Annotated in this window: 17 protein-coding genes; 2 read left to right on the top strand and 15 right to left on the bottom strand. The window is 69.8% G+C overall.

Going from position 1 to position 20,097, the window contains the following annotated elements:
- Positions 1–17: 17 nt before the first annotated feature.
- From ACILR4_RS02210 to ACILR4_RS02180, 7 genes are all read right to left on the bottom strand, one after another.
- The gene (locus ACILR4_RS02210; protein WP_395699185.1) at positions 18–989 is read right to left on the bottom strand and encodes an MBL fold metallo-hydrolase; all 972 of its coding nucleotides are present in this window, start codon (positions 987–989) and stop codon (positions 18–20) included.
- On the bottom strand, positions 986–2,194 hold the full coding sequence (locus ACILR4_RS02205) for a tetratricopeptide repeat protein (protein ID WP_395699184.1): 1,209 nt from the start codon (positions 2,192–2,194) through the stop codon (positions 986–988). The genes ACILR4_RS02210 and ACILR4_RS02205 overlap by 4 nt, the downstream gene beginning before the upstream one ends.
- Positions 2,195–2,201: 7 nt before the next feature.
- Positions 2,202–2,624 carry an ExbD/TolR family protein gene (locus ACILR4_RS02200; RefSeq protein ID WP_395699183.1) on the bottom strand — a complete coding sequence of 141 codons (423 nt, stop codon included), beginning with the start codon at positions 2,622–2,624 and terminating at the stop codon, positions 2,202–2,204.
- 33 nt (positions 2,625–2,657) lie between these two features.
- Positions 2,658–3,092: an ExbD/TolR family protein gene (locus ACILR4_RS02195; RefSeq protein ID WP_395699182.1), complete on the bottom strand. Its 435-nt coding sequence runs from the start codon at positions 3,090–3,092 to the stop codon at positions 2,658–2,660.
- 74 nt (positions 3,093–3,166) lie between these two features.
- A complete protein-coding gene (locus tag ACILR4_RS02190) occupies positions 3,167–4,009 on the bottom strand; it encodes a MotA/TolQ/ExbB proton channel family protein (RefSeq protein WP_395699181.1) in 843 nt (280 codons plus the stop codon).
- 110 nt (positions 4,010–4,119) lie between these two features.
- A complete protein-coding gene (locus ACILR4_RS02185; protein ID WP_395699180.1) occupies positions 4,120–4,800 on the bottom strand; it encodes an energy transducer TonB in 681 nt (226 codons plus the stop codon).
- 325 nt (positions 4,801–5,125) lie between these two features.
- Positions 5,126–6,697 (bottom strand): class I adenylate-forming enzyme family protein, encoded by a 1,572-nt coding sequence (locus tag ACILR4_RS02180; RefSeq protein ID WP_395699179.1) that lies wholly within the window; start codon positions 6,695–6,697, stop codon positions 5,126–5,128.
- A 96-nt stretch (positions 6,698–6,793) separates the two neighbouring features.
- On the opposite strand from ACILR4_RS02180, the gene apbC reads away from it, so the two are divergent.
- The gene (gene apbC, locus ACILR4_RS02175) at positions 6,794–7,897 is read left to right on the top strand and encodes an iron-sulfur cluster carrier protein ApbC (protein ID WP_395699178.1); all 1,104 of its coding nucleotides are present in this window, start codon (positions 6,794–6,796) and stop codon (positions 7,895–7,897) included.
- Between the two features lie 4 nt (positions 7,898–7,901).
- Here the strand turns inward: apbC and ACILR4_RS02170 are convergent, their stop codons facing one another.
- The 8 genes from ACILR4_RS02170 to ACILR4_RS02135 form a co-directional block, all read right to left on the bottom strand.
- The gene (locus ACILR4_RS02170) at positions 7,902–8,801 is read right to left on the bottom strand and encodes a recombination-associated protein RdgC (RefSeq protein ID WP_395699177.1); all 900 of its coding nucleotides are present in this window, start codon (positions 8,799–8,801) and stop codon (positions 7,902–7,904) included.
- Positions 8,802–8,888: 87 nt separating this feature from the next.
- The gene (locus ACILR4_RS02165; RefSeq protein WP_395699176.1) at positions 8,889–9,452 is read right to left on the bottom strand and encodes a hypothetical protein; all 564 of its coding nucleotides are present in this window, start codon (positions 9,450–9,452) and stop codon (positions 8,889–8,891) included.
- Positions 9,453–9,559: 107 nt separating this feature from the next.
- Positions 9,560–11,125: an alkyl hydroperoxide reductase subunit F gene (ahpF, locus tag ACILR4_RS02160; RefSeq protein WP_395699175.1), complete on the bottom strand. Its 1,566-nt coding sequence runs from the start codon at positions 11,123–11,125 to the stop codon at positions 9,560–9,562.
- A 156-nt stretch (positions 11,126–11,281) separates the two neighbouring features.
- Complete coding sequence (gene ahpC / locus ACILR4_RS02155) at positions 11,282–11,845, bottom strand: alkyl hydroperoxide reductase subunit C (protein WP_395699174.1); 564 nt, start codon at positions 11,843–11,845, stop codon at positions 11,282–11,284.
- A 99-nt stretch (positions 11,846–11,944) separates the two neighbouring features.
- Positions 11,945–13,714, bottom strand: a complete 1,770-nt coding sequence (locus tag ACILR4_RS02150; protein WP_395699173.1) for a DUF885 domain-containing protein — start codon at positions 13,712–13,714, stop codon at positions 11,945–11,947.
- Positions 13,715–13,783: 69 nt separating this feature from the next.
- Positions 13,784–14,560: a hypothetical protein gene (locus ACILR4_RS02145; RefSeq protein ID WP_395699172.1), complete on the bottom strand. Its 777-nt coding sequence runs from the start codon at positions 14,558–14,560 to the stop codon at positions 13,784–13,786.
- A gap of 90 nt (positions 14,561–14,650) precedes the next feature.
- The gene (locus tag ACILR4_RS02140) at positions 14,651–17,254 is read right to left on the bottom strand and encodes a putative bifunctional diguanylate cyclase/phosphodiesterase (protein ID WP_395699171.1); all 2,604 of its coding nucleotides are present in this window, start codon (positions 17,252–17,254) and stop codon (positions 14,651–14,653) included.
- A gap of 129 nt (positions 17,255–17,383) precedes the next feature.
- The gene (locus tag ACILR4_RS02135) at positions 17,384–19,786 is read right to left on the bottom strand and encodes a DEAD/DEAH box helicase (protein ID WP_395699170.1); all 2,403 of its coding nucleotides are present in this window, start codon (positions 19,784–19,786) and stop codon (positions 17,384–17,386) included.
- Positions 19,787–19,908: 122 nt separating this feature from the next.
- On the opposite strand from ACILR4_RS02135, the gene ACILR4_RS02130 reads away from it, so the two are divergent.
- Positions 19,909–20,052, top strand: coding sequence for a hypothetical protein (locus tag ACILR4_RS02130; protein WP_395699169.1), 144 nt, complete (start codon positions 19,909–19,911; stop codon positions 20,050–20,052).
- Positions 20,053–20,097: the final 45 nt, after the last annotated feature.

Here is a 20,097-nt window from a genome sequence, read left to right as displayed (position 1 = left end):
CCGGCGTCAGGTGCGCGTCAGCGCGGCCGCCGGTCGGCGCGCCGGTCGAGCCAGATGCCCAGGCCCTGGGCATTGAGCTCGATGTCCAGCGCCAGCGCCTCGGTCGCGCTGTCGGCCGTGATGCCATGGCGTTGCAGCTGGCCGCGGTACAGCGCGCGCAGGCCCTGCACCAGCTGGGCATGCCGATCGGCGGCGTGGCGCAGCGCCAGGCCCAGCGCCACCATCGCGTCGATCTGCTCGTGCAGCAGCTCGGCCAGCCGCGGCACACCCTGCACGCGGCTGTAATGCGTCAGGTACATGCAGCGTGGCTGGGCCGCCAGCAGCCGGTCGATCGAGCGGCGCAGCGGATCGGGCTCGAACTGCACCGGCGTGGTGGTCGGCAGGATCCAGGCGCCCTCGGTCGTGTCGAATTCGCGATAGGACAGGCCGAAGGTGTCGCCGGTGAACCAGCCGCCGGTGCGTTCGTCCCAGATGCAGTGGTGGTGGCGCGCGTGGCCCGGTGTGTCGATGAAGCGCAGCGGGCGGCCGGCCAGGTCCACCGTCTCGCCATCGGCCGGCGTGCGGACCCTCCGGGCGGGCACCGCGTGCAACTGGCCGTAGGCACGTTGCATCTCGTCGGCGCCGTAGACCGACAGCGCACTGAGGTACAGCGCAGTCGGGTCGATCATGTGTCGCGCGCCGCGCGGATGCACCAGCATCGTGGCCCGGGGCAGCGACTGCATCAACAGCCCGGCCCCGCCGGCATGGTCGAGGTGCACGTGTGTCGGGATCACGTAGTCCACGTCGTCCGGGGCGAGCCCCAGCGCGTGCAGGGCGGCCAGCAGGCGCGGCACCGCGAAGTTGGTGCCGGTGTCGATGAAGGCCGCGCGACCGGACTCCACCAACAAATAGGCCGCGTCGTAGCGCGGCCGATGGAAGCCGGTGTCGATGGCATAGACGCCATCGCCCAGCGCTTCGAGGTAGGGCAGCGCCAACGCGTCGAGATTCAACCGTTGGTTTGTGCGTACAGCGCCCACAGCCGGCCGAGGTCGGCGCCGCCGTCGTTGCCTTGCACGCTGCGCAGGGTCTGCACGGCCTTGGCCTTGGCCTTGCCGCCTTGCAGCAGGGCCAGGCCCAGCCGCAGCTTGGCGTCTTCGGGTCGCTTCAGGCCGCCCTTGGCGATGCCTTGTTCGATCAGCGGAATGCCCTTGTCGGCCTGACCCATCGTGACGTAGGCATAGCCGATCTGCACCAGGTCGTTGCCGTCCTTGGCGGTGGCCGCGTCCTTTGCGCGCTGTTCGATCGAAGCCTTGCTTTCGCCCTCCTGCTTGATGGCCAGGTCGCGCAGGCGCTTGTGGCGCTCGGCCTCGGGGCCTTGCCCCAGGGCGCCGCTGGCAAAACCCTTTTCGATGATGGCCTTGCCCTCGGCCGGGTAGCCGGCCTGCAGCGAGAGCTGGGCCATTTCCATGAATTCCTCGGTCTTGCTCAGGTTGCCGGTGGCCAGCTTCAGGCGCATCACGTCGAGCGAGAAACGGTCGGAGAAGCCGCTCTTGCGGGGCAGGCGGCCCAGGAAGATGGACCAGTATTCCTTCTTCGGATAGTAGGTCAGCAGCTTGTCCAGCGTGGCCGTCTGGCCGGCGGCATTGCCGGTGCGCTGCTGGGCATCGGCCAGGCGCAACAGGTCGCCTTCCTCGGGACGGCGGCCCGCCTGTTCGGCGGCGGACACGGCCGCGGCGGCTTCGCGCGCGATGGCGCTGTAGTCACCGCTCTGGCTCTGCACATAGGCCAGCAGCTGCTTCAGCTGCGGACTCGTGCTGCCGAGCGATTGGGCCTTCTGCGCCCACTGGCTGGTGCGCGGCCAGTCCTTCTGCTGCGAGAAGGCGAAGGCCAGCTGCTCGGCCACCTGAGCCGCATCTGCGCCCGACAGCTTTGGGAACAGCGCTTCGAAGGCCTGGATCGCGGTGGCAGTGTCACCGGCACGCTGTGCCGCGGCACCGCGCATGCGCTCGATCATCGTCTGCTCGGCGGCGGTCTTGCCGCCGACAGCATCGGCTTCGCGCACCTTGGCCAGCGCCTCCTTGGCCTTGCCCGCGCGCAGCAACTCGCTGGCCTGCTGCAGCGGCTTGCCGACCTCGGGGCGCACGGCCTGGGCCTGCGCCGCGCCGATTGCCACCGCCAGCATCGCAGCGGCGGCCAAGGCGTGGAGCTTTTTCATCGTGGGCTCAATTCAGGAATTGCTCGTTGCCGACCAGGCCGATCTTGGTGACACCCAGGCGCTGCGCGCTGGCCATCACCATCGCGACGACCTTGTAGCTCACCAGCTTGTTCGGGCGCAGGTGCACCTCCGGCTGATCGGGCTGTGCAGCCACCTGGGACAGGCGGGCCTCGAGGTCGTTGCGGTCCGGCACCAGGATGCCGTTCCAGCCGATCGTGCCGTCGAAGTCGACGTCGATGCGGATGATCTCGGGCGGCTTCGGCGGCGGCGCCGCATTGCTGTTGACCGGCATGTTCATCTTCACCGCATGCGTCTGCACGGGAATGGTGATGATGAACATGATCAGCAGCACCAGCATCACGTCGATCAGCGGCGTGGTGTTCATGTCCACCATCATGTCGTCGTCGCTGGCGCCCACACTCATGGCCATGTTCAGGCTCCTTCTGTCTTGTCGTTCGCGGGCTTACTGGCCGTTGGGCGGCGGCTCGGTGATGAAGCCCACCTTGGCGATGCCGGCCCGCTGGGCCGCCACCACGAGGCGGCCAACACTTTCGTAGCGCGCATCCTGGTCGCCGCGGATGTGCAGTTCGGGCTGCGGCTCCTTGACCGCTTCTTTCTTCAACTCGGTCACGATCGACTCGATGTCGGGCATCTTGCGCGTGTTCCAGTAGTAGTCGCCGTCCTTGCTCACGGCCAGCAGGATGTTCTCCGGCTTGGTCTGCGTGGGAACGTTGCGCTCCTTGGGCAGCTCGAGCTGGATGCTCTGCGTCACCACCGGAATCGTGATCAGGAAGATGATCAGCAGCACCAGCATCACGTCCACCAGGGGCGTGGTGTTGATGCTGGAATTCATCTGGTCTTCGCCGTCGCCATCAGGCGAGCCAACACTCATGGCCATAGCTCTACTCCTTGCTCGGCATCAGGCGCGCGACCCGCTCGTGACGGGCCGGTACGCGCCTGCTGGCAATGTCTTCAGCGCTTGCCGGCCAGCAGCACGTTGTGGATGTCGGCCGAGAACGCACGCACGCGCTCCATCACGCCCTTGTTGCGGCGGATCAGCCAGTTGTAGCCCATCACCGCGGGCACCGCGACGGCCAGGCCGAACGCGGTCATGATCAGCGCCTCGCCCACCGGGCCGGCCACCTTGTCGATCGAAGCCTGACCCGCAATGCCGATGGCCGTCAGCGCGTGGTAGATGCCCCACACCGTGCCGAACAGGCCGACGAACGGCGCGGTGGAGCCCACCGTCGCCAGGAAGGCCAGGCCGTCCTGCAGGCGGCTGTTGATGTTGTCGGTGGCGCGTTGCACGCTCATGCCGATCCAGGTGTGGCGGTCGATCTGTTCGACCAGGCTGCCTTCGTGGTGCTCGTCGGCCTTGATGCCTTGCTCGGCGATGTAGCGGAAGGCGCTGCTTTCGTCCAGCGAGCTGGCACCCTTGGCCACGGAACCGGCCTTCCAGAAGCTGTCGTTCACGCCGTCGGCGGCCTTGAACAGACGGCGCTGCTCCCAAAGCTTGGTGAAGATGATGTACCAGCTGCCCATCGACATGATGATCATGATGATCAGCGTGCCGCGGGTCACGAAGTCACCATCGCGCACCATCGTGGCGATGCCGTAAGGGTTCTCGACGCTTTCCTTGGCCACGGTGGCGGCCGGCGCGGGCGCGGGTGCCGGTGCTGCGGCCGGTGCCGGCGCTTCGGCCGCCGGCGCGGATGCCTGGGCCTGCGCCGTGGTCGGCAGCGTGGTCGAGGCGAGGGTGGCAAGGGCCATCAGTGCAGCAGCCAGCGGCGCACGCAGATACTTGTTCAGGAACATGGGTGACTCCAGGCAGGAACGGGCGCGCAAATCCCTCGGTAAGAGATCTTGCTGCGCGGTTGAAACAGGGTAGGGGAGAGGCGTGGCAACGAGCAGCGTATGGGCGTGCGCTACTCGATCTTCCAGACGTAGTCGACTTCGAACGTGCCGCCCGCGGGCTTGCCGTTCTCGTCGATGCCAGGCGTGAAATTGCAGCTGCTGAGCTTCTCGAGCGCGACGCGGTCCAGCAGGCGATGTTCGCGCGACGAGCCGGCCGACTTGACCACATCGGACTTGATGAGCTTGCCGGCGCCATCGATGACGAAGCGGACCTTGGTCGTGCCGGTGGCCTCGGCGCGCAGCGCGGCCGGCGGGTAGTCGTCACCCTTCGGCGCGCACTGCTGCACGTTGGCAATGGCCGGCTTCGCGGCAGCGCGCGGGGGCGGAGCCGGCGGCGTCGGCGGTCCGGGCGGCGGCGCAATCGTCACCGGAGCGGCGGGCGGCGGTACCTCACGCGTCACCGTGATGCTCGGCGCCGGCGGAGGGTTGGCGATCTGCACTTCCGGCGGCGGCACGAAGGAAGGCGGCGGCGGCGCCGTCTTCGGTGGCGGCGGCAGGTTCTCCGGCGGCGGGGGCGGAGGCGGCTTCACCTCCTCGATGATCTTGGTTTCGATCGGTGCCTTGACGACTTCGACGATCTTGCGGGCCAGACCGTTCACCAATGCCCATCCCAGAATGATGTGCAGAACGACGACCACTGAGAACCCGGTCAGGTGTTTGCCCGGGTTGCGTTGCTGTTGAGCGTAATCCACTCGTTAACCTCCAGAAGGCCCGTCGTTTTGACGTCGGGTCTCTGTGACTTTTTACGATACGTGGCCTTGTGGGCCAGCCGCAGCTCTCTCCACTGCGAAGGGGGGGAATATAGCTTGAAAGAATTCGCTGTTTTCTTGGTGCAACACCTTAAAGCGTCAAGGCGGTTACCAGCGTGTTTACGCTTGAAAGTTCATCGCAATTCGGATAAGCAAATACGTCCTCAAGAGGGAAAGAGATGCACGTGGCGTGCCAAGTGCGAGCCGCTGACCGCGCACTGAATTGGCGCGGGCCTGTGCCTGCTTGGAAACCGGCGCGAAGTCGCCGTCAATGGTCCGAGCTGCGGCCCCAGGCCTCGCGCAGTTCGCGCTTGAGCACCTTGCCGATCGCGCTGCGTGGCAGTTCATCGGTGAAGCGCAGCGCCGCCAGGCGCTGGGTCTTGCCCACCTGGGCATTGACCCATTCGCGGATGGCCTCTGGCGTGGCCTGGGCCTCCGGCCGCGGCACGACGCAGGCCACCGGCGTCTCGCCCCATTCGGCCGAGGGCACACCGATCACCGCGGCATCGGCCACCGCCGGGTGTCGGCGCAGCACGGCCTCCAGATCGCTCGGGTAGATGTTGAAGCCGCCGCTGATGATCATGTCCTTGCGACGGTCGAACAAGGTGAGGAAGCCATCGGCATCGAAGCGGCCGATGTCGCCGGTGCGGATGTAGCGCCGTCCCTGCGCGTCGTACCACTCCGCTTCGGCCGTCTTGGCGGGCTGGTTGTGGTAGCCGGTCATCATGCCGGGCGAGCGGCCCACCACCTCGCCGGCCTCGCCGGCCGGCACTTCCTGTCCGGCCTCGTCGATCAGCCGTATGTCATGCCCTTCGGCGGGCTGCCCCACCGTGTGCAACTTGTGCGGGAACAGGTGGGCCTGCAGGATGCAGGTGCCGCCACCCTCGGTCATGCCGTAGTACTCCACCAGCGCGCCGGGCCACCGGGCCAGCACGTCGGCCTTCAGATCGGCATGGAAGGGTGCGCTGGTGCAGAACTTGGCCTTGAAGGACGACAGGTCGTAGTCATCGAAGTCGGGTCGCGCCATCAGCCGCTGGTATTGCACGGGCACCAGCATCGTGTGCGTGGCGCGATGGGCCTGCGCGAGCTGCAGATACTTCTGCGCATCGAACTTCGGCATCAGCACCACCTGGCCGCCATGGGCGAGCGTCGGGATCACCGACACCAAGGTGGTATTGGAGTACAGCGGCGTCGCGATCAAAGTGACGGCGTCGGGCGCATAGCCCGACATCGCCGCGCGCTGGATGTGCGCCCAGCGCATCGCATGCGGCTGGACGATGCCCTTGGGCGTGCCCGTGGTGCCGGACGAATAGATCAGGTTGAAGGCCCAGGCCGGATCGATGCTGACCGGGCGCGGTCGCGCGCCCGCCGGCAGCAGCCACTGCGCCAGCGGTCGATCGCCATCGCCGGTGCCTGCATCGAGCCTGACGCTCACCACTTCATCGCCTAGGTCGATGGCGCCTTCGGCCAGTGCGCTTGCCACCGGGGCGTCGAGGAAGAGCATCCGTGCGCCCGCATCGGCCACCATGCCGGCCAGCTGAGCCGGTGTGGCACTCGGCGCCAACGGGGCCACCGCGAGGCCGGCGCGCAAGGCGCCGAGGAAGACTGCCAGGTAGTCGATGCTGCTGGCCGCGCAGATCGCGATCACGTCCTGCGGCTGCAGGCCGTCGCGCTGCAGGCTGGCCGCCACGCGGTCGACCAGGGCATCGAGCTCGCCGTAGCGGAGGCTGCCTTGCGCATCGTGGAGGGCCAGCGCATCGGGCCTGGCGTTCGCATGCTCGCGCAGCAGCGACGGCAGGTCGCGAAAGGTGTCGGCAGCAGGAGCGGCGGTGCTGGTCATCGTGGGCGGCGGGGAAGGGCGACGGCCGATTCTAGGAAGCGCCCCTCGTTCCCACGCTGCCGTTGCTGTCGCCGCCGGGACGCTAGACTGGCTGTCATGACCGCCACGACCGCTCCGACCGAAGCCGCGCTGCTGGCAGCGCTGAAGACTGTTCCCGATCCCCACACCGGCAAGGACCATGTGTCAAGCCGCCAGTTGAAGAACCTGCGCATCGAGGGCGGCGACGTGTCCTTCGATGTCGTGCTGGGCTACCCGGCCAAGAGCCTGTTCGCCTCGGTGCGGCGTGCGCTGATCGACGCGGCGCGCCAGGTGCCGGGCGTCACCAACGTCAGCGTGACGGTGAACTCGCAGATCACCGCGCATGCGGTGCAGCGTGGCGTGCAGCTGTTGCCGGGCGTGAAGAACATCGTCGCCATCGCCTCCGGCAAGGGCGGCGTCGGCAAGAGCACCACCGCCGCCAACCTGGCGCTGGCGCTGGCCGCCGAAGGCGCGTCGGTGGGCGTGCTCGATGCGGACATCTACGGCCCCAGCCAGCCGATGATGCTGGGCGTGACCGGCCGGCCCGAAAGCGAGGACGGCAAGACCATGGAGCCGATGCATGGCCATGGCCTGCAGGTGATGTCGATCGGCTTCCTGGTCGAGCCTGACCAGGCCATGATCTGGCGCGGCCCGATGGCCACGCAGGCGCTCGACCAGTTGCTGCGGCAGACGAACTGGAAGGACCTCGACTACCTGATCGTCGACATGCCGCCCGGCACCGGCGACATCCAGCTCACGCTGAGCCAGCGCGTGCCGCTGACCGGCGCGGTGATCGTCACGACGCCGCAGGACATTGCCCTGCTCGATGCGAAGAAGGGCGTCGCGATGTTCGAGAAAGTCGGCGTGCCGATCCTCGGCCTGGTCGAGAACATGGCGGTCTACTGCTGCCCGAACTGCGGTCACACCGAGCACATCTTTGGCGCCGACGGCGGCCGCAAGATGGCTGCCGAGTACAAGATGGACTACCTGGGCGCGCTGCCGCTGACCCGCGCCATCCGCGAGCAGGCCGACTCCGGCCATCCCACCGTGGTGGCCGACCCCGACGGCGAGACCGCCGCGCTCTACCGGCAGATCGCGCGGCAGCTGGCGGTGAAGATCGCCGAGAAGGCCAAGGACTTCAGCGCCAAGTTCCCGACCATCACGGTCAGCAAGGACACCTGATCGGCTACTGCCCGATGGCCTCTTCGCCGCCCAGCGCGTCGATCAGGTCCCCGAGCAGCGGCGCCAGCTCGCCGGTGGCAATCGCCGCGTCGGCGTCGAAGGCCTCGTCCTTCTTCGCCTTGCGACCCTCGAACACGCCGTCGAGGAACGCGAGCTTCTTGATCTGCATCGCCTCGGTCAGCACGAGGGACACGCGGCCCTGCCAGGTGAGCGCCAGCCGGGTCGGCTGCTTGCCGGCCGCGATGTGGCCGCGGATCTCGTCGATGTCCAGCGCATGCCGGGCATAGCGCACCGCGGGCTTCTCGCCTTCGGCGGCCTTCAGTTCGCAATCGCGGTCGATGCTGAAGCCGGAAGGCGCTTCGCCGCTGCTCAGCCATTCGGCCATGGCCGCGGCGGGTGAGAGCGCGGTGTTGATCAACTGGGCCGACAGCCCGGGCAGGCTCTTGGTCAGCTGCGTCAGCACCTCGTCGGCCTTCGCGCTGCTGCCGGCATCGATCATCAGCAGGCGCTCGGCCGGCGCAATCCAGACCCGCATCGCCGCGCGCTTGGTGAAGGCCATCGGCAGCAGGTCCAGCTGAGCCTGGTCCTTCAGCTCGCGCAGCTGCTTCTTGCCGGGCTTGCGGCCGGTCTGCTGCTCGATCTTCGCGGCCAGCGCTTCGACCTGACGCTTGACCACCGCGCCGGGCAGCACCTTCTGCTCGACCATCAGCATCAGCAGCCACTGGCCGTCGACCACCTCGATCAGCGGGCCGTTGGCCACTTCGCGCGGCTCGACCCAGCCGGCCGAGCGCGGCTGCGTCGCGCCACATTCGACGAAGCGCGCCTGCTGCAGCTTGTCTTCGATTTCGGCCGGGCTGGCCGACCAATGCGGCGCCAGGCGGTAGACCATCAGGTTCTTGAACACGGGAGGCTCGACGCCCGCGCCGCGAGGCGGGGCAAAAAGCCTGCGATTGTGCCCGTGGCGGCGGCCTCGTCGCGCTTCAGCGCGGACTCACCACTTGCTGGTCAGCAGCAGGCCCAGGCGACCGCCGCGCGGCCGCAGCGAAAGCTGTGTCTGGCCGCTCAGCTCCAGCCGCATCAAGGCGCCGCGCCGCAGCGCAGCCAACGAATCGCTGGGCTTGAGCACCAGCGAAAGCTCCATGGTCCGCGGCGGTTCCTGCCCATCGCGTGCCAGCCCGGCCGGCACGGGCGTGCGCCATTGCAGCTGGGTGCTGGCACTGGTGTCCAGGCTGGCCCCGAGCAGCATGCGCGGCGCCGGCAGCAACCCCGGCTGCAGCATGCCCGCGGCCTGCGCAGCGGGCTGCTCCAGCCCCAGGCCCCACTGCACCGCGCCCCGGCGCGACCACAGCATCGTGCGGGTGCCGGACGCATACTGGGTCGGGCCGCCGGTCGCGGGCTCGCGCAAGGCGCGCTGGGGGGTGACATCGACGATCACCGCATCGGTGTCGACCGAGAGTCCGTCGCGCGGCGCCGCGGGCTCGTCCGCCCGCGCCAGGTTCGCGCCGGCCGTCAGGGCCAGCGCGGCGGCGAGGGTGGGCAGGGGGCTGCGGGGCATGCACCCATACTAGGCGCAGCCCTTGTTTCCTGCTGTCAGCGTGAGCCTGCCAATCGTGTCAGATCACGCGAAGTCGAGCGTGTCCAAAGTCAGGTTCGTGACCCGCTTCACGCCGTGGCGGCGGCTGGCGCGCCGCTGCGGATCAGGTGGTCGAAGGCGCCGAGCGCGGCCTTGGCGCCGTCGCCCGCGGCAATGATGATCTGCTTGAACGGCGCCGTGGTCACGTCACCCGCCGCGAACACGCCGGGCACGCTGGTCTGGCCCTTGGCGTCGACAACGATTTCGCCGTGCCGGCTGAGCTCGAGCGTGCCCTTCAGCCACTCGGTGTTCGGCACCAGGCCGATCTGCACGAACACGCCTTCCAGCGCGAGCGTGTGGGACTGGCCGGTCGCACGATCGGTGTAGGCCAGGCCGTTGACCTTGTGGCCATCGCCGTGGATCGCGGTGGTCTGCGCGCCGGTGGTCACGGTGACATTGGGCAGGCTTTTCAGCTTGGCCACCAGCACCGCATCGGCGCGCAGCTGGTCGGCGAATTCCAGCAGCGTCACCTGGGCGACGATGCCGGCCAGATCGATCGCCGCTTCGACGCCGGAGTTGCCCCCGCCGATCACCGCGACGCGCTTGCCCTTGAACAGCGGGCCGTCGCAGTGCGGGCAGTAGGCCACGCCACGGTTGCGGTATTCGCGCTCGCCCGGCACGTTCACCTCACGCCAGCGCGCGCCGGTGGAGACGATGACGCTGCGGCTCTTCAGCGTCGCGCCACCGGCCAGCTGCACCTCGACGATCTCGCCCGGCACCAGCTTCTCGGCCCGCTGTGCGTTCATCACGTCGACCTCGTATTCGCGCACATGCTGTTCCAGCGCGTTCGCGAACTTCGGGCCTTCGGTGTGCGCCACCGAGATGAAGTTCTCGATGCCCAGGGTGTCCAGCGTCTGGCCGCCGAACCGTTCTGCCACCACGCCGGTGCGGATGCCCTTGCGCGCCGCGTACACCGCCGCGGCCGCGCCGGCCGGGCCGCCACCGACGATCAGCACGTCGAACACCGGTTTGTCGTTGAGCTTTGCGGCGCTGCGCTGTGCGGCGCCGGTGTCGAGCCTGGCCAGGATTTCGGCGACGCCCATGCGGCCCTGGCCGAAGGCCTGGCCGTTGCGGAAGATCGAGGGCACCGCCATGATCTGCCGCTGCTGCACTTCGTCCTGAAACAGCGCGCCGTCGATCGTGACATGCGTGATGCGCGGGTTCAGGGCCGCCATCAGGTTCAGCGACTGCACGACCTCCGGGCAGTTCTGGCACGTCAGCGACATGTAGGTCTCGAAATGGTGCTCGCCCTCCAGTGCCTGGATCTGGGCAATGACCTCCGGCTCGAGCTTCGGCGGATGGCCGCCCACCTGCAGCAGCGCCAGCACCAGCGAGCTGAACTCGTGGCCCAGCGGAATGCCGGCGAAGCGCACGCGCGCCGGCTCGCCGGCCGCGGCGATCGCAAACGAAGGCAGGCGTTCGCCGTCGTCGCGCAGGCTGACGCTCACTTTGGATGACAGCGATTCGATCTGCCGCAGCAGCGTCAGCAGCTCCTGCGACTTCGGCGACGCATCGACCGAGGCGATCAGCTCGATCGGCTTGCGCAGCTTCTCGAGGTAGGCCTTCAATTGCGTTTGCAGGGCGGTGTCCAGCATGAGCGGCTCCAGACGTCGATGGCAAGGCTTCACCCAAACCAGGCGCAGCGCGCCGGGTTGGGCCATTCGAGTGACCCCGCGGAACCGGCTTTGCCGGGCCGCCCGGGGGCGCCCCCTTGAGGGGGAGGCGGCCGCAAGGCCGCTACGGGGGTGGGGTCAGATCTTCCCGACCAAGTCCAGCGACGGGGCCAGCGTCTCGGCGCCCGGCGTCCACTTGGCGGGGCAGACCTCGCCCGGGTGGTTGGCCACGTACTGGGCGGCCTGCACCTTGCGCAGCAGTTCCTGGGCGTCGCGGCCGATGCCGTTGTCGTGCACTTCCATCAGCTTGATCTGGCCTTCGGGGTTGATCACGAAGGTGCCGCGCAGCGCGAGGCCTTCTTCCTCGATCATCACGCCCATGTTGCGGGTCAGGGTGCCGGTCGGGTCGCCGATCAGCGGGTACTTGACCTTGGCGATGGTTTCCGAGCTGTCGTGCCAGGCCTTGTGCGTGAAGTGCGTGTCGGTGGAAACGCCGTAGACCTCGACGCCGAGCGCCTTGAACGTGTCGTAGTGGTCGGCCAGGTCACCCAGCTCGGTGGGGCAGACGAAGGTGAAGTCTGCCGGGTAGAAGAACAGCACCGACCACTTGCCCTTCAGGCTGGCTTCGGTGACCTCGATGAACTTGCCCTGGTGGTAGGCGGTGGCCTTGAAGGGCTTCAGCGTGGTGTTGATCAGCGACATGGCTTGTTTCCTGTTTGGAGTGGGTTGGAACAGGCGTCATGCTATGTGCGCTGCAGCATTGCGTGGGTTGATTAAGAGGATCGCCGCGATTGGGATCTTTTATTGAGCGACCTTCTGCCGGGCAATCCAGTCGTCGACCAGTCGCTCCAGCACCTGCAGCGGCACCGCGCCCTGGTCCAGCACGGCCATGTGGAACTGGCGGATGTCGAACCGGGCGCCCAGCGCCTGGCGGGCCTTGTCGCGCAGCGACAGGATCTTCTGCTCGCCGATCATGTAGGTGAGCGCCTGCCCCGGGTTCGACAGGTAGCGGTCGACCTCGGCGCTCACCATCTCCTGGTCGTAGCCGGTCTGTTCGGCCAGGTAGTCGATGGCGCGCTGCCGCGGCCAGCCCATGGCGTGCAGGCCGGTGTCGACCACCAGCCGCGCGGCACGGAAGATCTGCGCCTGCAGATGGCCGAACAGGCTGTAGCGGTCGGTGTACAGGCCAAGCTCGGGCCCCAGGGTCTCCGCATAGAGCGCCCAGCCTTCGCCAAAGGCCGGGTAGAAGGCGCTGCGCCGGAACGCCGGCAGGTCCCGCAACTCCAGGGCCCGCGCGGTCTGCAGGTGGTGGCCGGGGACGGCCTCGTGCGCGACCAGCGTTTCCATGGTCCAGCGCGGCCGCAGCTTCCAGGCTTCGGTGTTGGCATTGAACCAGCCGGCCCGCTTGCCGTCGGCGGTGCCGCGGGTGTAGTTCTCCGCAGCACCCGGCCCCAGGTAGGCGGGCATCGCGCGCACGCCGTAGGGCAGGCGCGGCAGTTCGGCGAACAGCCGGGGCAGTTCGGGATCGATGCGCTTGGCGATGTCGCGGTAGCCGGCGAGCATGGCCTCGGGGCTGGCGTAGAAGAACTTCGGATCGGTGTTCAAGTACCGCAGGAAGGCCTTGAAGTCGCCGGTGAAGCCGCTGTCGCGCATCACGTCTTCCATCTGCGCCCGCAGCACGGCCACCAGCTCGAGACCGAGCGCATGGATCTCGTCGGGCGTCATCGTCGTGGTGGTCTGCTCGCGCACCAGGGCCGCGTACACCTTGGCGCCGTCGGGATAGCCGCTGTAGGCGCCCTCGGCCGGCGCGGCGGCCATGTAGGGGCCGGCCACGAAGTCGCGCAGCCGGCGCAGGGCCGGCTGTGCCTGCTCGGCGATCTGCCGCGCCGCCTGTGCGCGCAGGGCCTGGGCCTCGGCCGGTGCAACGCCCGGGCCGAGGTTCTTGAAGGGCTCGAAGATCGCGGTCGTCTCGGGCTCCTGCAGCAGCGCGTCGATCTGCGCCAGCGCGCGCTGCAGCACCGGCTTGGACGCCACCCAGCCCAGCGCGATGCCGCGCCGCAGCTGTGCCATTTCCTGGTCCAGCAGCACGGGGTAGGCCGCGATGCGGGCCAGCATCTTCTCGACCTCGGCCTTGCTGCGGTTCGGATTGACGCGCAGCACATCCGGCAGCACGGTCTGGATGCCGCGCAGGCTGCCCAGCCGCATCGTGCGCCAGCCCTCGAAGGCCTGCATGCGCACCTCCGACTCGGCCCGCTCGCGGGCCATGTCGAGCGACACCGCATCGCTGGCCGAGAGCTTGCTGCGGTCGAAGCCCCGCAGGGTGGCCAGCCATTCGCGCTCCAGCCGGTCGCGCTCGGCCCGCGCTGGCGCCGAGTTGTCGGTCCAGCGGTCGTCGTAGCGGCTGTCGCCGCGGAAGGTGGCGAACTCGGGGTAGCGCTGGGCCAGCGCGTCCCATTCGGTCTCGAAGGCCGCGCGCAGGCGCTGCGTCTCGACGGGATCGACGGTCTGTGCAGGCGCGGCGCAGGCGCCGATCAGCAAGGCCAGCGCCAAGCCGGCACGCAGGGCGAACATTGTCGGCACCCTCGGTGATGCGGGGCGGCCATCATAGAGGCCGCCCACGGCCACCGCGGGCCGGCGGCTTCAGCGCTGGCGCGGCGGCCGCGAGGCGGCCAGCAGCAGCAGGCCCAGGCCCGCCAGCCCCAGCACGCCCGGCTCCGGCACGTAGAACAGGCTGCTGAACACGGTCTGCGTCACGTTGCCGCAGCGTGCGTCGCTGCAGACCTCGTAGATCATCGTGTAGCTGCCGCCGCCGAGGTCGGCGAAGCGGTAGTCGGTGCTCTGGTTCTGCAGCAGCTGGATCGGGTCGGTGTCGATCAGCTGCGCCGCGGCAAAGAAGCTGCTGCTGCGCACCAGGTCGTCCGCCAGGTCGACCGCGCCGGCCTGGTACTGCACGCGGCGCCGGATCCAGACATCCCCCGCGCTGGTGTTGGTCACGCGCCCGTCGAGCCGGTCGGTCGGTTGCCTGCAGAGGAATTCCGGCCCGCCCAGCCGGGCGCCGTCCAGCGACCAGTATTGGTCGATCGTGCCCCACGGGCCGGCGGGGTAGATCTCGTAGCCGATGTGCACGCTGTCGCCCGAGGCGATCTCGCGGCCCGAGTAGTGGATCAGCGCGCCGTAGCTCTCGGTGGAGACGCTGACGTCCGGAAAGTACTGCGCCGGCCGCAGGAAGACCTGCCGGATGTCGTCGGCCGTCACGCCGCTGAGCTGGATGTCGAAGTCGTTGGCCGTGGACCCGGTGAGGTTGTAGGCGTCGATGTTGCAGTCGATGGTCTGGATGTGGCCGGCCTGCGCCGCCATCGCGATGCCCAGCCCCGCGCAGCACAGGCCGTGCTTGAACAGCTGTTGCAGAGTGCCCACCTGGCCTCCTCCTTCCCCGACCCGGGTTGCCATGACCGGATCTTGAGGGCGGCGCGCGCTGGCCGTCGTTGAGCCTGCGCAACGGCGGGCTCAGTGCACCTGCAGGCTCTGCGGCAGCGTGTCCGACGGGTTCAGCGGCGCCGGCTGCGTCGGCGCGGCCTCCAGCAGCTGCGGCACGGCTTCCGGCGGCAGCGGCCGCGAGAGGTAGAAGCCCTGGCCCTGCTCGCAGCCCAGGTCGCGCAGCTGTTCCTGCTGCGAGCGCGACTCGATCCCCTCGGCGATCACCCGCTTGCCTAGCGAGGTGCCCAGCAGCACGATGGCGCGGATCACAGCTGCCTCGCTGGAGCCCACACGCAGGTTGCGCACGAAGGACATGTCGATCTTCAGGCTGTCGATCGGCAGCACCGACAGGTGGCTCAGCGACGAGTAGCCGGTGCCGAAATCGTCCACCGCCAGGCCGACGCCCAGCTCGCGCAGCTGCCGCAAGGTGCCCATGGCCGCGGCCAGCTGGGTCATGAGGATGTTCTCGGTCAGCTCGATCTTCAGGTGGCGCGGACGCAGGCTGGTGCGCTGCAGCACGTCGGTGACGCGGCCGACCAGCCCGCCGCGGGCGACGTCGTTCGACGCGACGTTGATGTGCACCGCGATCTCGTCGAACTCGGGGTTGGTGCGCTGCCATTCGCGCAGTTGGCGGCAGGCGCTGTCGAGCACGAAGTCGGTGAGCTGCACGACCAGGCCCGATTCCTCGGCGATCGGGATGAAGGTGCCCGGGCTCACCGGCCCCAGCGTCGGGTGGTTCCAGCGCGCCAGCGCCTCGAAGCCCTGCAGCCGGCCCGTGGCCAGCTCGAACATCGGCTGGTAGGCCACGGTGAGCTGGCGGCGTTCCAGCGCCTCGCGCAGGTCGGCTTCCAGCCGCAGCCGGCTCGACACCTCGGTGTGCAGCCGCACGTCGAACAGCGCGAAGCGCGCCTTGCCGTCGACCTTGGCCCGGTACATCGCGATGTCGGCGTCGCGCAGCATGTCCTCGGGCGAGCGGTAGCCCATCGAGCTGAAGGTGATGCCGATGCTGGCGCTGGCGGTGATGGCGATGCCGGGCAGGCCCAGCGGCTCGCGCAGCGATTCGAGCAGGCGCTCGGCCAGCGTCACCGCGTCGCCATCGTGGGCCAGGTCGTCGGCCAGGATCGCGAACTCGTCGCCGCCCAGCCGCGCCAGCGTGTCGCGGTGGCGCAGGCAGCGGTGCAGCCGGCCCGAGGCGCGCACCAGGAACTCGTCGCCGACGGCGTGGCCCTGGCTGTCGTTGATGAGCTTGAAGCGGTCGAAGTCGAGGAACAGCACCGCGAAGCGGCGGCTCGGGTCGGTGTGTGCCGCGTCGAGCGCGCGCGACAGCAGCTCGTTGAAGCGGTCGCGGTTCGGCAGCCCGGTGAGCTTGTCGTGGAAGGCGCGGTGGCGCAGCTCGTGCTCGGCGCGCCGCCGTGCGCTGATGTCCTGGATCTGCAGGATGAAGCAGGGCTCGTGCGCGCCGGGCTCGGAAAACAGGCTGCCGTTGGCGATGACCCAGACCTCGCTGCCGTCGCTGTGGCGGCAGCACAGCTCCAGGCTCAGCGACTCGGCTTCGCGCCGCATCACGCGGGCCATCTCGCGTTGCAGCGAGGCCGCGTCCAGCGGGTTCAGCACCTCGGTGAAGAGCCGTGTCTCCAGGTCGCCGCCCTCGAAGCCGAGCAGCGTGTGCAGCGCCGGATTGGCCTGGCGGATGTGGCCGTCGAAGGACATCAGCGCCATGCCGATCGGTGCATGCGTGAAGGCGTTGTGGAAGCGTCGCTCGCTCAGCGCCAGCTCGCGCACGTGCTGGGCCTTCAGCGCGGCGGCACGCTCGCGCGCGATGCTGGCGGCCAGTTCGGCCTCGCGCTCCACCGCATCGGCGGCGGCCTGGCGCACCGCATCGTCGGCCTGCTGCTGCAGCGTGAAGAAGTGCAGCGTGGTGAACAGCAGCCCGACGATCAGCGCCATGGCCAGCATCACCGTCAGGCCCGAGCGTTGCTGCTCGATGAACAGCAGCGCGGCGATCGCCGCGGTGGCGGCATGGGCGATGCCGGTCCAGCCGATGCCCCTGCCGAAGTCTTCGGGGCTCGCCGGGCGGCCCTGCAGCAGCGGACGCAGCGCGGCCATCAGCGCCGTGCTGGCGGCATGGTGCAGGCTGCCGAACAGCATGGCCGCCATCAGCAGCGTGGCCAGCATGCCCGCAGTGCCGCGGGACAGCAGCGGCAGCACGGCCTGCAGCACGCTGCCGCAGGCCACCATCGCCAGCGCCGCGGCACTGGCTTCGATCACCGGCGCGACGCGGCGGTTGGCGCGGCGCCAGCGGCCGCCCCAGGTTTCGGCGGCCGCCGCCAGGCCGGCAGCCGCCGGGCCGTGCATCAGCAGCAGCAGGATGGTGAAGATGCCGGCGGCCGAGAAGCTCTGCTCGCTGCGGGCGATGCGCACCGGAAACTGGCTGGCCAGCAGCGCCAGCAGCACGCCGGCGCCGACCTGGCCGGCCGCGCCGGGCGTCAGCTGGCCGACGGAGATGACACCGTGCACGCACGCCGCGCAGCCCAGCAGCACCAGCAGGGCCCCGGTCCACTGGCCCAGGCGCGCGCGCAGCCAGGCCGCCGACAGGCGGTGGGTCACGACGGTGCTGCTGCGGGATTCAGACATCGGTCGTCCTGGGGCGGCGGTGGCGGTTGAACAGCGCGAGGGCAGGCCGCGCCCGTCCATCCGGCGCGGTCCCTGTAGGGCGTTATCGACAGCCGGCGTGCGGACTTGACTCGCCGCCCGCGCGGCCGCTCACGCCAGCGGCGCCAGCAGCCCGGGCAGGTCGTCCGCGTCGAACTTGGTGGCCAGCGCCTCGTCCTCGCCCAGCACCCGGTCGGCCAGCACGCTCTTGCGCTGCTGCAGCGCCAGCATGCGTTCCTCGATGCTGCCCTCGGCCAGCAGGCGCAGCACCAGCACCGGCCGCGTCTGCCCGATGCGGTGCGCGCGGGCGCTGGCCTGCTGCTCGACCGCCGGGTTCCACCACGGATCGAGCAGCACCACGGTGTCGGCCGCGGTCAGGTTCAGGCCCACGCCGCCGGCCTTCAGGCTGGCCAGCAGCAGCGGCACCTCGCCGGCCTGGAAGCGCTGCACCAGCGCGCCGCGCGCGGGCGGCGGCGTGGCACCGGTCAGCAGCAGGTGGGGCAGCTGCAGCGCATCGAGCTCGGGCCGCAGCAGGTCGAGCCAGCGCGTGAACTGCGAGAACAGCAGCACGCGCCGCCCCTCGGCCAGCAGCGTCGGCAGCATCTCGCGCAGCCATTGCAGCTTGGCGTTCTCGACGGGGGCCGCCGCCGGCGCGTCACGGACCAGCCGCGGATCGCAGCAGACCTGGCGCAGCTTCAGCAGCGCATCGAGGATCGCCACGCGCGCGCCGGGGAAGCCGATGCGGTCGAGCAGGCGGCGCACCTGCTCATCGGCGCTGAAGCGCAGGCTTTCGTACAGCAGGCGCTGCGCGCCTTCGAGCCGCACGCGCAGCAGCTGCTCGGTCACCGGCGGCAGTTCGCGCGCCACCTCGTGCTTGCGGCGGCGCAGGATGAAGGGCCGCACGCGCTCGGCCAGCAGCTGCGCGCGCAGCGTCTCGCCGTTGCGTTCGATCGGCGTGCGCCAGCGGCGCTGGAACTCGCGCGCGTCGCCCAGGTAGCCCGGCATCAGGAAGTGGAACTGCGCCCACAGCTCGCCGAGGTGGTTCTCCATCGGGGTGCCGGTCAGGCACAGGCGATGGCGCGCCTGCAGCCTTCGCGCCGCGGTGGCGGTACGGCTGCCGGCGTTCTTGACCACCTGCGCCTCGTCCAGGATCACCAGGTGCCAAGGCTGCCGCCGCAGGGCGCCGCCGCCATCGCGCCACAGCAGTGGGTAGCTGGTCAGCACCAGGTCGTGGTCGGCCAGGCTGGCCGCGTCTTTTGGGCGTTGGGGACCCTGCCAGACCAGCAGCTTGAGCCCGGGCGCGAAGCGCTGTGCCTCGGCCTGCCAGTTGAACAGCAGCGAGGCGGGCGCCACCACCAGCGCGGGCCGGTCCAGCCGGCCGGCCTGCTGCTCGAGCAGCAGGTGGGCCAGCGCCTGGGCCGTCTTGCCCAGGCCCATCTCGTCGGCCAGGATGCCGCCGAGGCCCTGCGCGCGCAGGTGCTGCAGCCAGGCCAGGCCCTGGCGCTGGTAGTCGCGCAGCGTCAGGCCCAGGCCGGCGGGCGCGGCCACCGGCGCTTCGGGCCCGGCTTCAAGCAGGCGCTCGGCCAGTTGCCGCAGGCCGGCGTCGCCGCGCAGCGCCCAGGCGCCGGCACTGCCGGGCAGGGCCTCGGGGCGGGCCTGCAGGGCCAGGCGCAGTGCTTCGAGCCGGCGCGCCTCCCAGCGTGCCAGCAGCAGCGGACCGGCGTGCTGGCGCGGTTCGGTCACCAGGTCGAGCAGGGTGCTGGCCATCGCCTTCAGCGGCGCCGCCGGGGTGTCGATGTGGCGGCCCAGCGGCGTGCGCAGGCGGATCAGCGCATCGTCGGCGATGGCCTCGATCTGCTCGCGGCTGAGCCACCGCCGGTCGCGCTTGATCAGCGCGGCGAACAGCGGCACCAGGTCCAGCGTCTCGCCCTCGACCACCACGCCCAGGCTGAGCAGCCACGAGCCCATGCCGGGCGGGCCGGCCAGCGCTTCGAGCTTCGCGGCGCGGCGCTGGATCGGGCCCTCGAGCTGCAGCGCGCGGCCCTCGCCGTGCACCGGGTCGAGCACCAGGCGCCACGCCTCGACCGGCGTGCTGCGGTGGGCAAAGCCCGGCAGCACGACGACCTGCCAGCCTTCGCGCTGCAGCTGCGGCAGTTCGTCGGCCCAGAAGTCGCCGAACTGCGCTTCCTGCACCAGGGTCCACAGCGCCTCGTCGTGCGGCAGCGGCGACGGGCCGCGCCACTGCAGCCCTTCGGGCGGCAGCGGGCGCAGGCCGGCGCGGTGCAGGCGCCGCAGCGCGGCGATCACCGCCGGCGCATCGGGCGCCGGCTGCCGGCGCTGGCCGCGCGCGTCCTGCCAGTGCAGGCGCACCAGGCTCAGCTGCGGCCCGCGGGCCCCGAACAGCGGCGTGCGCGCCGGCGGGATCACCGGGCCGCAGGGGCGCAGGCCGAGCAGGCCGTCGCCGCGGGTCAGGGTCTGCAGGATCAGCCGCGGCTGCAGGTCGTCGTCGGGCATCGACCGGATTGTCGCGGGGCGCCACCGGGCCAAGGGTGCCACCGCGGCGCAAATGCCTCGCACAATGCAGGCCTGTCGCCGCGATGGCCGCGGCGCCCATTCTCGAACCGGAGGACCATGCCATGCCCAAGGGCCAGCAACGCAGCAACAAGGAAGCGAAGAAGCCGAAGAAGGACGCGGGCGGCGCCAAGCCTTCCTCGCCCAGCCCGGTGATGCCGACCGTCACCACCGTGGTCCCGGAACGCGGCAAGAAGAAGAAAGCCTGAGCGCCGCGGGGGCGCCCGCGTGTCCGCCCGCGCCCTGCCTCGATC

Source organism: Aquabacterium sp. (genome assembly GCF_044226965.1).
GTDB lineage: Bacteria > Pseudomonadota > Gammaproteobacteria > Burkholderiales > Burkholderiaceae_C > Pseudaquabacterium.
This window is presented reverse-complemented; position numbering and strand designations above follow the sequence as displayed.

Coding starts and splice junctions, on each gene's coding strand:
- ACILR4_RS02205 (WP_395699184.1), bottom strand. CDS start 2,194: ATGAAAAAGCTCCACGCCTTGGCCGCCGCTGCGATGCTGGCGGTGGCA.
- ACILR4_RS02200 (WP_395699183.1), bottom strand. CDS start 2,624: ATGGCCATGAGTGTGGGCGCCAGCGACGACGACATGATGGTGGACATG.
- ACILR4_RS02195 (WP_395699182.1), bottom strand. CDS start 3,092: ATGGCCATGAGTGTTGGCTCGCCTGATGGCGACGGCGAAGACCAGATG.
- ACILR4_RS02190 (WP_395699181.1), bottom strand. CDS start 4,009: ATGTTCCTGAACAAGTATCTGCGTGCGCCGCTGGCTGCTGCACTGATG.
- ACILR4_RS02180 (WP_395699179.1), bottom strand. CDS start 6,697: ATGACCAGCACCGCCGCTCCTGCTGCCGACACCTTTCGCGACCTGCCG.
- apbC (WP_395699178.1), top strand. CDS start 6,794: ATGACCGCCACGACCGCTCCGACCGAAGCCGCGCTGCTGGCAGCGCTG.
- ACILR4_RS02165 (WP_395699176.1), bottom strand. CDS start 9,452: ATGCCCCGCAGCCCCCTGCCCACCCTCGCCGCCGCGCTGGCCCTGACG.
- ahpF (WP_395699175.1), bottom strand. CDS start 11,125: ATGCTGGACACCGCCCTGCAAACGCAATTGAAGGCCTACCTCGAGAAG.
- ahpC (WP_395699174.1), bottom strand. CDS start 11,845: ATGTCGCTGATCAACACCACGCTGAAGCCCTTCAAGGCCACCGCCTAC.
- ACILR4_RS02150 (WP_395699173.1), bottom strand. CDS start 13,714: ATGTTCGCCCTGCGTGCCGGCTTGGCGCTGGCCTTGCTGATCGGCGCC.
- ACILR4_RS02140 (WP_395699171.1), bottom strand. CDS start 17,254: ATGTCTGAATCCCGCAGCAGCACCGTCGTGACCCACCGCCTGTCGGCG.
- ACILR4_RS02135 (WP_395699170.1), bottom strand. CDS start 19,786: ATGCCCGACGACGACCTGCAGCCGCGGCTGATCCTGCAGACCCTGACC.
- ACILR4_RS02130 (WP_395699169.1), top strand. CDS start 19,909: ATGCCCAAGGGCCAGCAACGCAGCAACAAGGAAGCGAAGAAGCCGAAG.